The following is a 10,649-nucleotide window of genomic DNA, read 5'->3' as shown; positions in this document are numbered from 1 at the left end:
ACGTCTACTTCCAGCCGGTGCCGTCCCTGCTGCGCGAGTTCTCCGCCCCGGTGAAGCTGGAGTACAGCTGGAGCGACCGGCAGCTGACCTTCCTGATGCGCCATGCCCGCAACGATTTCTCCCGCTGGGATGCCGCCCAGAGCCTGCTGGCGAACTACATCAAGCTCAACGTGGCGCGCCAGCGTCAAGGGCAGCCGCTGTCGCTGCCGGCGCACGTTGCCGACGCCTTCCGTGCAGTCCTGCTCGACGAGCATATCGACCCGGCGCTGGCGGCGGAGATCCTGACTCTGCCGTCGGTGAACGAAATCGCCGAACTGTTCGACACCATCGATCCGGTGGCGATTGCTACGGTGCGCGAGGCGCTGACCCGCACGCTGGCTAACGAACTGGCCGACGAGCTGCTGGCGGTGTACAACGCGAATGCGCTGAAAACGTACCGGGTTGAGCATGCCGATATCGGCAAGCGCTCTTTACGCAACACCTGCCTGCGCTATCTCGCCTTTGGCGAAATCCAGCTCGCGGATCGGCTGGTCAGCCACCAGTATCACGCGGCGGACAACATGACCGACGCGCTGGCGGCGCTCTCTGCCGCGGTGGCCGCCCAGCTGCCGTGCCGGGATACGCTGATGCAGGAGTACGATGACAAGTGGCACGAAAACGGCCTGGTGATGGATAAATGGTTTATCCTGCAGGCCACCAGCCCGGCAGACGATGCGCTGAGCACCGTACGCCGCCTGCTGGAGCACCGTTCCTTTACCCTGAGCAACCCGAACCGCATCCGCGCCCTGATTGGCGCATTCGCCATGAACAACCCGGCCGCTTTCCACGCGCAGGACGGCAGCGGCTATCAGTTCCTGACCGAGATGCTGACCGAACTCAACAGCCGCAATCCGCAGGTGGCATCGCGCCTGATTGAGCCGCTGATCCGCTTTAAGCGCTATGACGCGCAACGTCAGGAGAAGATGCGCGCCGCGCTGGAGCAGCTGAAGGGGCTGAAGGATCTTTCCGGGGATCTGTACGAGAAAATTGCGAAGGCCCTCGCGTAAGCGGGGTGGCGGGCCGGGTTACCGGCTCGCCGTATTGAAACAGCCGCACTTAACGCAGTGCTAATGAGGGGGAGCGGGCAGCCGCTCCCCCCTCTTTTATCCGTGGCGGCGGGAGCGGCGCGGCTCGCCGTGGCCGGGCTGCATCACCCTGTTCAGTACTTCTGCTTCCAGCTCAGCCAGCCGCGAAGAACCGATGCGGCGGGGCCGGGCCAGATCCACCGCCAGATCGAGACCGATTTTTCCCTCCTCGATCAGCAGCACCCGATCTGCCATCGCCACTGCTTCGCTGACGTCGTGCGTGACCAGCAGCACCGTAAAGCCCTGTTCCAGCCACAGCCTTTCGATAAGATCCTGCATCTCGAGGCGCGTTAGCGCGTCCAGCGCCCCGAGGGGCTCATCGAGCAGCAGCAGTCCTGGCCGGTGGATCAGCGCCCGGGCCAGCGCCACGCGCTGCTTCTGGCCGCCGGAAAGTGCGGCGGGCCATTCGCCGGCGCGGCTTTCAAGGCCAACGGTCGCCAGTGCTTCCAGCGCCCGATCGCGCCAGTTGCCCTTCAGCCCGAGGCCGACGTTATCAATCACGCTTTTCCACGGCAGCAGCCGCGCGTCCTGAAACATCAGCCGGGTCTCCTGCTGGCTGGCGCTCAGCGGGCCGCTGCCGGCCAGAAGCTCGCCGGCGTTGGGTTTTTCAAGCCCGGCCAGCAGCCGCAGCAGCGTACTTTTCCCGCCGCCGCTGCGCCCGACCACGGCCACAAACTGGCCGGCGGGAATATGCAGATCCAGCTGGTTGAGCACCACGTTATTGCCGTACTGCTTGCTGATGCCGTTGAGCAGCAGCGGAATACCCGGATTCAGGCGCGCCGTATTCATACGCTGGCCTCCTTAAGGTGATAGGCCGGATTCCAGCGCAGCCAGACGCGTTCCAGCATCAGGGCACTGGTATCGGCCAGCTTGCCCAGCAGGGCATAAAGAATGATAGCGACCACCACCACGTCGGTTTGCAGGAACTCCCGGGCGTTCATCGCCAGATAGCCGATGCCGGCATTGGCTGAAATGGTTTCCGCCACGATAAGCGTCAGCCACATCAGGCCGAGGGCAAAGCGCACGCCGACCATAATTGACGGCAGCGCGCCGGGCAGAATCACGTGCCAGAACAGCGCCGGGCCGGAAAGTCCGTAGCTGCGGGCCATCTCCACCAGGCCGCGGTCGATGCTGCGGATGCCGTGCCAGGTGTTGATGTAAATGGGAAACAGGGTGCCGAGCGCCACCAGAAAGATTTTGGCGGTTTCATCAATACCGAACCAGAGAATGACCAGCGGGATCAGCGCCAGGTGCGGCACGTTGCGCAGCATCTGAATCGAGGTATCCAGCAGGCGCTCGCCCCAGCGGGACAGGCCGCTAATCAGCCCCAGCGCCAGCCCGATGGAACCGCCGATGGAAAAGCCCACCAGCGCCCGCCAGGTACTGATACTCAAGTGATGCCACAGCTCGCCGCTGGCCGAAAGGCGCCAGAAGGCTTTCACCACGCCTTCGGGGGAGGGCAGAATGCGCGTCGAGAGCCAGCCTGCGGAAGAGGCAATTTGCCAGGCAATAACAATGCCCACCGGCAGCAGCCAGGGCGCGACGCGGTGCAGCCAGATTTGTGCGGTTCTCGTCATGGGCGGTGCCTCAGCTCTGCGCGGCCTTGCGTGGGATAAACATATTGGCGACCACTTCTCCCTGCTGCTGGAGCGCGGCGGGGCGCGGAATGTCCGGCACGTTCACGTCCAGATGAGGGAACAGCAGTTCGCCCACGCGCCACGCCTCTTCCAGGTGCGGATAGCCGGAAAGGATAAAGCTGTCGATGCCCAGCTCTGCGTACTCGTTGATACGTGCGGCGACCGTCGGGCCGTCGCCCACCAGCGCGGTACCCGCACCGCCGCGCACCAGTCCGACGCCGGCCCACAGATTCGGGCTTATCTCCAGCTTATCGCGGCGTCCGCCGTGCAGCGCGGCCATCCGCTGCTGGCCGACGGAGTCGGTGCGCGCGAAGGCCTGCTGGGCGCGGGCGATGGTGGCATCATCAAGATGCGAGATCAGCCGGTCGGCGGCCTGCCAGGCCTCCTCGGTGGTTTCGCGCACAATCACGTGCAGGCGGATACCAAAGCGAATTTTGCGTCCCTGCCGGGCGGCTTTGGCGCGCACCTGCTCGATTTTCTCTTTAACCTGCTCCGGCGGTTCACCCCAGGTCAGGTAGAGGTCTACCTGCTCGGCAGCCAGATCCTGTGCCACGTCCGACGAGCCGCCAAAGTAGAGGGGCGGGCGCGGCTGCTGAACGGGCGGGAACAGCAGCTTCGCATCGCGCACCTTCTGATATTTACCGTCGAAGGTGACGGTTTCGCCCTCCAGCAGTCGGCGCCAGATGTGGGTAAACTCTGCCGAGGCCTCATAGCGGGCGGTGTGATCGAGAAATACGCCGTCGCCCGCCAGCTCCTGGGGATCGCTGCCGGTAACCAGATTAAACAGCGCCCGGCCGTTTGAGAGCCTGTCCAGCGTCGCTGCCTGACGGGCGGCGACGGTCGGCGAAATCACGCTCGGGCGCAGGGCCACCAGGAATTTAAGGCGCTGGGTGACCGGGATAAGCGAGGCGGCCACCAGCCATGCGTCTTCGCAGGAGCGGCCGGTCGGGATCAGCACCCCGGTATAACCAAACCGATCGGCGGTCTGGGCAATCTGCTGTAAATAACCGTGATCGACCGGGCGGGCGTTTTCCTCGCTACCCAGATAGTGACCATCGCCGTGGGTAGGTAAAAACCAGAACATATTCAGACTCATTGTGCGGCTCCTTGAGTGGCGGCGGGGTGCCAGATGCGGCTGCTGATATCGACTTTTACCGGCACCAGGTGATTTTCATAAAACAGATCTGCCGTCTGCTGCTGGCGTCGGGCAACGTCGCTGCTGACCGGCGTAATCGCCGTCACCGGGCGGTTGTCGAGATAGCGGGTAATGACGGCTTCGGGCAGGCCGAGAGTGCTGGCGAGCAAAGAGATACTCTGCTGGCGCTGGCTGATGGTCAGCGCATCGGCCTGGGTAAAGGTTTGCAGTACGCCTTCAATAAAGACACCGTATTTCTCCGCGTAGGGACGCGAAGCGAGATAGAACGAACCGGCCAGATCGAGGCCGGTGGAGTCGCTCAGCACCCGCGCGCCGCCCTGCAGAAACACGGCAGAATAGTAGGGATCCCAGATAGTCCAGGCATCTACGTTGCCCTGCTGAAAGGCGGCCCGGGCATCAGCCGGCGTAAGATAGACGGGCTGGATGTCGGTAAACTGCAGTCCGGCACGCTGCAGCGAGCGCAGCAGCACATTGTGCGAGCTCGATCCCTTCTGAAACGCCACCCGGTGGCCTTTAAGATCGGCCACGGTTTTGATCGGGCTATTTTCAGGAACCAGAATCACTTCGGCTTTGGGCTTCGGCGGCTCGGCACCGACGTAGACCAGGTCTGCGCCGGCGGCCTGGGCAAAGATAGGCGGAATGTCGCCGGTAGCACCCAGATCGATGCTGCCGACGTTGAGCGCTTCAAGCATCTGCGGGCCGGCCGGGAACTCAATCCATGAGATTTTGGTCTGCGGGTAGCGTTTTTCCAGCAACCCGTGGCTTTTTGCCAGCACCATGCTGACGCTGCCTTTCTGATAGCCGATGCGCAGCGCCTCGGGCGCAGGTTCGGCCGCGTGGCTCCACGCGGAAAGGGTCAGCAGCCCGCTCAGGGCATAGCGGGCGGTACGGGTGCGGAAAAAATTAAACATGGGCAACTCCCGGGGCGGGAGTAAAGGCCGGGACGGCAATATCGCGCTTGTGCAGCGCCTGCCAGAATGTTTCCAGCGCGTCATCAAGGCGCTTTTGCAGGTTAGGACTGAACTGCGGCTTATGCTGGTAATCCTGCACCTGGGTGTCGTCGGCGAAGACCCCGTGCAGGATCTCCTGCGCTTTCAGGGCGTTGAGCACTGGCTTGAGCGCGTAGTCAACGGACAGCATGTGGGCAATAGTACCGCCGGTGGCCAAAGGTAAAACCACTTTACCCTCCAGCGCCCGTTCAGGAAGAAGATCGAGCAGGGTTTTAAGCGCGCCTGAAAATGAGGCCTTATATATCGGGGTGGCGACAATCAGCCCGTCGGCCTCGACCAGCTGTTCATTCAGCGTGCGCAGGGCGGGGCTGTCAAAGCGCGCGTAGAGCAGATCTTCCGGATTAAAGTTTTGCAAATGCCAGTGAAAAACTTCGACGTTGCCCTGCGACAGTTTCTCTCTGGCGTATTCCAGCAGCGCGCTGGAGCGTGAAGGAAAGCGCGGGCTTCCCGCAAGAGTAATAACGCGCATTGCCACTCCTTATAACTAAAAGTTTGGTTCAATCAGAAATCGATAACATGTGATGAGTGTCGCAGAGGCGATAAGCTGCGCTAAATGATTTATCCGCAAATGAATTGCCGAAAAACGGCAATGAGGGAAACGTTTGCCTTTATTTGGCTTTTTTGCCGCAGGTCAATTCCCTTTCCCGGCGCGATCGCACATAATACGGCCCCGGTTTGCCACCGGGAATCAGGAGAGTTCATGTACTACCCCTTCGTTCGTAAAGCCCTTTTCCAGCTCGATCCCGAGCGCGCTCATGAATTGACCTTTCAACAATTACGCCGTCTTACCGGGACACCGCTGGAAGCCCTGATACGTCAGAAGGTGCCCGCAAAACCGGTCAGCTGCATGGGATTGACCTTTAAGAATCCGCTGGGCCTGGCCGCAGGACTCGATAAAAACGGCGAGTGCATTGATGCCCTCGGCGCGCTGGGTTTTGGATCCATCGAGATAGGCACCGTTACTCCCCGCCCGCAGCCGGGTAACGACAAGCCGCGGCTGTTTCGCCTGGTTGAGGCGGAAGGGTTGATCAACCGCATGGGCTTCAACAATCACGGCGTTGACAACCTGGTTGAGAACGTCAAGAAGGCCCACTTTGACGGCGTACTCGGTATTAATATCGGTAAAAATAAAGACACGCCGGTAGAGCAGGGGAAAGATGACTATCTGATTTGTATGGAGAAAATCTACGCCTACGCCGGATATATCGCGATAAATATATCCTCACCGAATACCCCGGGGCTGCGCACTCTACAATATGGCGAAGCGCTCGACGATCTTCTTTTAGCCATTAAAAATAAGCAGTCCGAACTTCAGACTATTCATCATAAATATGTCCCGGTAGCGGTGAAGATCGCGCCGGATCTTTCTCAGGAAGAATTGATCCAGGTAGCCGATAGTTTAGTGCGCCATAATATTGATGGCGTTATCGCGACCAATACCACGCTCGATCGTGCGCTGGTACAGAACATGAAATTCTGTAACGAAACCGGTGGCCTCAGCGGACGTCCTCTGCAATTAAAAAGTACCGAAATTATCCGATTGCTTTCTGCTGAATTAAAGGGTCGGTTGCCGATTATCGGCGTTGGCGGCATTGACTCTGTGATGGCGGCGCGTGAAAAAATAGCTGCCGGCGCCACGCTGGTTCAAATTTATTCCGGATTTATTTTCAAAGGGCCGCCTTTGATTAAAGAAATTGTTACTTATCTCTAATCTTTATTGAGCAATTTCCAGCCAGGGCTTTATTTTCGGCCCTGGTTGCTTTATATTTCCCCAGTGTTGCTATTTTAGCCTTTATTCATTCTGGCAATTATTTGAAGCGAGAATTTGGCGAGATCTGTAGGTTAGGGGAGTGGGTATGCAAATTAAACCTGATGACAACTGGCGCTGGTATTACGATGAAGAGCACGATCGCATGATGCTCGATCTGGCCAACGGCATGCTGTTCCGCTCCCGCTACTCCCGCCGCATGTTAACTCCCGATGCTTTTGATCCTTCAGGCTTTTGTGTCGATGACGCCGCGCTTTATTTCTCTCTCGAAGAGAAGTGCCGCGACCTGGAGCTGACCCACGAACACCGCGCCGAGCTGGTGCTGAACGCGCTGGTGGCTATCCGCTTTCTCAAGCCGCAAATGCCGAAAAGCTGGCACTTCATCGCCCACGGTGAATGCTGGTGCCCCGCAGCCGGCGATGCCGCCGCGGTGTGGCTGAGCGACAGCGGCGAGCAGGTGAATCTGCTGGTGGTTGAACCGGCTGAAAATGCCGCCCTGTGCCTGCTGGCGCAGCCCTGCGTGGTGATTGCCGGGCGCACTATGCAGCTTGGCGATGCGATTAAGATCATGAATGACCGGCTGCAGCCGCAGCCCGTGCCGGACTGCGTCAGCCTCGGACAGGCCGTCTAAAATCGCAGCCGCAGCGCGCTCTTCGGCACGCAGCTGCAGGTAAGAATGGTGCCATTATCCCCGATTGCCCCTTTCTTCATCGGGCTTACTTCCCCTTCCAGCAGCGTCACCCGGCAGCTTCCGCAGATCCCCGCCCGGCACGAGTAAGGGATGCGAATGCCCTGCAGCTCCAGCTGCTCCAGCAGCACCTGCTGATTGTTGCCGCGAAACACCTCTCCCTGCCAGTCAATATCCACTACTGCGCTCTGCTGTGCCTCAACCTTGAGTGTTTCCGCTGCTTCTCCGGCGCCGTAGGCCTTCGCCGGCCCGCTGGACAGGATCTCAACGTTATCGCCCACCCGCACCACGCCGCTGTTGCGGGCGATCAGATTCTGGCCGAAATCAACGTCGCCGTTATCCTGCGCGGTGCGAAAAGTCTGTAATGTGGCCAGCGGCTCGCCGGAGGGATGCTTCTGCCCGCGCTCCGGGCTCACGGTAGTAAAGATGCAGCGGCTGCAGGGCTTCACCACGTCAAACACCACCTCGCCGATGCGCACCACTTTCCAGCTGTCCTCTTCCCAGGGCCGGGTGCCTGCGACGACCAGATTCGGGCGGAACTGCTCCATCTGAACGCCGGCCGGACAGCGGTCCTGCAGATCTCGCAGGGAAGCTTCGGTGGTCAGCAGGTAGGGAAATCCGTCAGCAAAGGAGAGCGGCACGGCATCATAGCGCTTGACCCGGCGGGTTGTCTGCGGGCCGACCCAGCGCAGCTGGACGTCGCGCTTGAAAAAAGTAGATAGCCATTGGTTAACTGCTGCTGGCGCAATCAGCGCGGTGAAATGGTTACCCCACACTTCGGTGGGGGCCGCCTCCGGGGCGAAATCGACAAAGCGTACAACGGCGCTGCTGCCGTCCGGCGCGGTGAGGTGCAGGCCGTCCTGCATTGGCACCGGAACAAAGCGCACCATCTGCGGATGCTGGCGGGCGGTAATAAAGGTACCGTCCGTTTCCGTTATCATAAAGATCCTGTCCAGCGCCATGCCGCTGATGTCGGCGAGCGCCTGAGTGACGCCAATACCGCGCATGGATTTTACGGGATGGATGAAAAGTCGCGATAACGTCGCCATGACACTGTCCTTCGGATAAAAAAAGTCGGCATCACTTTATGATATGCAGCCCACATTGGCTATAATGCGCAACAATTTTCTTAAGTAATAAGTGACGATATGAATTCTCTGTTTGCCAGTACGGCCCGCGGGCTGGAAGAGCTGTTAAAAACTGAACTGGAAAGTTTTGGCGCGATTGAGTGCCAGGTGGTTCAGGGTGGTGTCCACTTTCAGGGGGACACGCGGCTGCTCTACCTGAGCCTGATGTGGAGCCGGCTGGCATCGCGCATCATGAAACCGCTCGGCCAGTGTAAGGTTTACAGCGATCTGGATCTCTATCTTGGGGTTCAGGCCATTAACTGGACCGAGATGTTCAATCCGGGCGCGACCTTTGCCGTCAGCTTTAGCGGCGTGAACGACGAGATTCGCAACAGCCAGTACGGCGCGCTGAAGGTTAAAGATGCTATCGTCGATGCCTTTACCCGCAAAAACCTGCCGCGTCCGAACGTCGATAAAGAGAGCCCGGACGTGCGGATCAACGTGCGCCTGAATAAAGAAGTGGCCAATATCTCTCTCGATCTCAGCGGCGACGGCCTGCACCTGCGCGGCTACCGCGATCGCACCGGTATCGCGCCGATTAAAGAGAACCTCGCGGCGGCAATCGTGATGCGCTCCGGCTGGCTGCCGGGTACGCCGATGCTGGACCCGATGTGCGGTTCCGGTACGCTGCTGATTGAAGCGGCAATGCTGGCCACCGACCGGGCGCCGGGCCTGCACCGCGGCCAGTGGGGCTTTAACGGTTGGGCCCAGCACGATGAGGTTATCTGGCAGGAAGTGAAGGCCGAGGCGCAAACCCGCGCCCGCGCCGGGCTTGCCGCCTATGAATCGCACTTTTATGGATCGGACATCGACGGCCGCGTTATCGAACGCGCCCGCAGCAACGCCCGCCGAGCCGGTATTGGCGAGCTGGTGACCTTTGAGGTTAAAGATGTCGCTAAGCTCAGCAACCCGCTGCCGAAAGGGCCTCACGGCACGGTTATCAGCAACCCGCCGTACGGCGAGCGTCTGGATAGCGAGCCGGCGCTGATTGCGCTGCACAACCTGCTGGGGCGGATCATGAAAACCCAGTTTGGCGGCTGGAACCTCTCCCTGTTCAGCGCCTCCCCGGACCTGCTGAGCTGCCTGCAGCTGCGCGCCGAACGCCAGTTCAAGGCTAAAAACGGCCCGCTGGACTGCGTGCAGAAAAACTATCATCTGGCGGAAAACGACGGTGCCGCGCCGGTGATGCTGGCGGACGATTACGCTAACCGCCTGCGCAAAAATCTTAAAAAGCTCGATAAGTGGGCGCGTCAGGAGGGGATCGAGTGTTATCGCCTGTACGATGCGGATTTACCCGAGTATAACGTGGCGGTAGACCGCTACGGTGAGTGGGTGGTGATTCAGGAGTACGCGCCGCCGAAAACCGTCGACGCTACCCGCGCCCGCCACCGCCTGTTCGATGTTATTGCCGCCACCATTCAGGTGCTGGATATCGCCCCGAACCGGCTGGTGCTGAAAACCCGCGAGCGCCAGAAAGGTAAAAACCAGTATGAGAAGCTGAGCGCCAAGGGCGAATATCTGGAAGTGGGCGAATACAACGCGCGCCTGTGGGTTAACCTGACCGACTATCTGGATACCGGCCTGTTCCTCGATCACCGCATCGCCCGCCGGATGCTGGGTCAGATGAGTAAAGGCAAAGATTTCCTTAACCTGTTCTCCTATACCGGCAGCGCCAGCGTCCACGCCGGACTCGGCGGCGCGCGCAGCACCACCACGGTGGATATGTCCCGCACCTATCTGGAGTGGGCAGAGCGCAACCTGCGCCTGAACGGGCTTACCGGTCGCCCGCACCGCCTGCTGCAGGCGGACGTGCTGGGCTGGCTGCGGGAGTGCGACGAGCAGTTTGACCTGATCTTTATCGATCCGCCGACCTTCTCAAACTCGAAGCGGATGGAAGACACGTTCGACGTACAGCGCGATCACCTGAAGCTGATGGGCGACTTAAAACGTCTGCTGCGCAAGGGGGGCACCATTATGTTCTCCAACAACAAGCGCGGATTTAAACTCGATCATGACGGGATGGCGGCGCTGGGCCTGAAAGCACAGGAAATCACCCAAAAAACGCTTTCTCAGGATTTTGCCCGCAACCGTCAGATCCACAACTGCTGGCTTATTACAGCAGCGTGAAGGAATAAATAA

At 59.9% G+C, this 10,649-nt stretch carries 9 protein-coding genes and 1 pseudogene; 4 read left to right on the top strand and 6 right to left on the bottom strand.

From position 1 onward, the window contains the following. The coding region (locus QZ766_RS22320) for an aminopeptidase N C-terminal domain-containing protein (protein WP_297207481.1) at positions 1-1,046 on the top strand (1,046 nt) is incomplete at its 5' end. A gap of 96 nt (positions 1,047-1,142) precedes the next feature. On the opposite strand, the gene ssuB is transcribed toward QZ766_RS22320, so the two are convergent. The 5 genes and pseudogenes from ssuB to ssuE form a co-directional block, all read right to left on the bottom strand. Next, positions 1,143-1,913, bottom strand: coding sequence for an aliphatic sulfonates ABC transporter ATP-binding protein (ssuB, locus tag QZ766_RS22315; protein ID WP_297207479.1), 771 nt, complete (start codon positions 1,911-1,913; stop codon positions 1,143-1,145). After that, the gene (ssuC, locus tag QZ766_RS22310) at positions 1,910-2,701 is read right to left on the bottom strand and encodes an aliphatic sulfonate ABC transporter permease SsuC (RefSeq protein WP_297207477.1); all 792 of its coding nucleotides are present in this window, start codon (positions 2,699-2,701) and stop codon (positions 1,910-1,912) included. The genes ssuB and ssuC overlap by 4 nt, the downstream gene beginning before the upstream one ends. A gap of 10 nt (positions 2,702-2,711) precedes the next feature. Continuing rightward, a complete protein-coding gene (gene ssuD, locus QZ766_RS22305) occupies positions 2,712-3,857 on the bottom strand; it encodes an FMNH2-dependent alkanesulfonate monooxygenase (RefSeq protein WP_297207474.1) in 1,146 nt (381 codons plus the stop codon). Then, positions 3,799-4,828: pseudogene (locus QZ766_RS22300) on the bottom strand (sulfonate ABC transporter substrate-binding protein). Before QZ766_RS22300 ends, ssuD begins: the two are co-directional and overlap by 59 nt. Beyond that, positions 4,821-5,396, bottom strand: a complete 576-nt coding sequence (gene ssuE / locus QZ766_RS22295; protein WP_297207472.1) for an NADPH-dependent FMN reductase — start codon at positions 5,394-5,396, stop codon at positions 4,821-4,823. Before ssuE ends, QZ766_RS22300 begins: the two are co-directional and overlap by 8 nt. A 231-nt stretch (positions 5,397-5,627) precedes the next feature. Between ssuE and pyrD the strand changes: the two genes are divergently transcribed. Both pyrD and zapC read left to right on the top strand, forming a co-directional pair. After that, the gene (pyrD, locus tag QZ766_RS22290) at positions 5,628-6,638 is read left to right on the top strand and encodes a quinone-dependent dihydroorotate dehydrogenase (protein ID WP_297207488.1); all 1,011 of its coding nucleotides are present in this window, start codon (positions 5,628-5,630) and stop codon (positions 6,636-6,638) included. A 145-nt stretch (positions 6,639-6,783) separates the two neighbouring features. Next, complete coding sequence (gene zapC, locus QZ766_RS22285) at positions 6,784-7,326, top strand: cell division protein ZapC (protein ID WP_297207470.1); 543 nt, start codon at positions 6,784-6,786, stop codon at positions 7,324-7,326. On the opposite strand, the gene QZ766_RS22280 is transcribed toward zapC, so the two are convergent. After that, entirely contained in the window at positions 7,323-8,432 is a 1,110-nt protein-coding gene (locus QZ766_RS22280) for a YcbX family protein (protein ID WP_297207467.1), read from the bottom strand. The genes zapC and QZ766_RS22280 overlap by 4 nt on opposite strands. Positions 8,433-8,531: 99 nt before the next feature. On the opposite strand from QZ766_RS22280, the gene rlmKL reads away from it, so the two are divergent. Then, the gene (gene rlmKL, locus QZ766_RS22275) at positions 8,532-10,637 is read left to right on the top strand and encodes a bifunctional 23S rRNA (guanine(2069)-N(7))-methyltransferase RlmK/23S rRNA (guanine(2445)-N(2))-methyltransferase RlmL (protein WP_297207465.1); all 2,106 of its coding nucleotides are present in this window, start codon (positions 8,532-8,534) and stop codon (positions 10,635-10,637) included. Positions 10,638-10,649 lie beyond the last annotated feature (12 nt).

This window comes from uncultured Pluralibacter sp., from assembly GCF_913775985.1.
Classification (GTDB): domain Bacteria; phylum Pseudomonadota; class Gammaproteobacteria; order Enterobacterales; family Enterobacteriaceae; genus Pluralibacter.
Note: the sequence above shows the minus strand (reverse complement) of the source record. Positions and strands in the feature narration are given on the sequence as shown.

Bases quoted from the DNA above. Each gene is read 5' to 3' on its own strand.
- rlmKL (WP_297207465.1), top strand. From the start codon at position 8,532: ATGAATTCTCTGTTTGCCAGTACGGCCCGCGGGCTGGAAGAGCTGTTA.
- zapC (WP_297207470.1), top strand. From the start codon at position 6,784: ATGCAAATTAAACCTGATGACAACTGGCGCTGGTATTACGATGAAGAG.
- ssuB (WP_297207479.1), bottom strand. From the start codon at position 1,913: ATGAATACGGCGCGCCTGAATCCGGGTATTCCGCTGCTGCTCAACGGC.
- ssuD (WP_297207474.1), bottom strand. From the start codon at position 3,857: ATGAGTCTGAATATGTTCTGGTTTTTACCTACCCACGGCGATGGTCAC.
- ssuC (WP_297207477.1), bottom strand. From the start codon at position 2,701: ATGACGAGAACCGCACAAATCTGGCTGCACCGCGTCGCGCCCTGGCTG.
- QZ766_RS22280 (WP_297207467.1), bottom strand. From the start codon at position 8,432: ATGGCGACGTTATCGCGACTTTTCATCCATCCCGTAAAATCCATGCGC.
- ssuE (WP_297207472.1), bottom strand. From the start codon at position 5,396: ATGCGCGTTATTACTCTTGCGGGAAGCCCGCGCTTTCCTTCACGCTCC.
- pyrD (WP_297207488.1), top strand. From the start codon at position 5,628: ATGTACTACCCCTTCGTTCGTAAAGCCCTTTTCCAGCTCGATCCCGAG.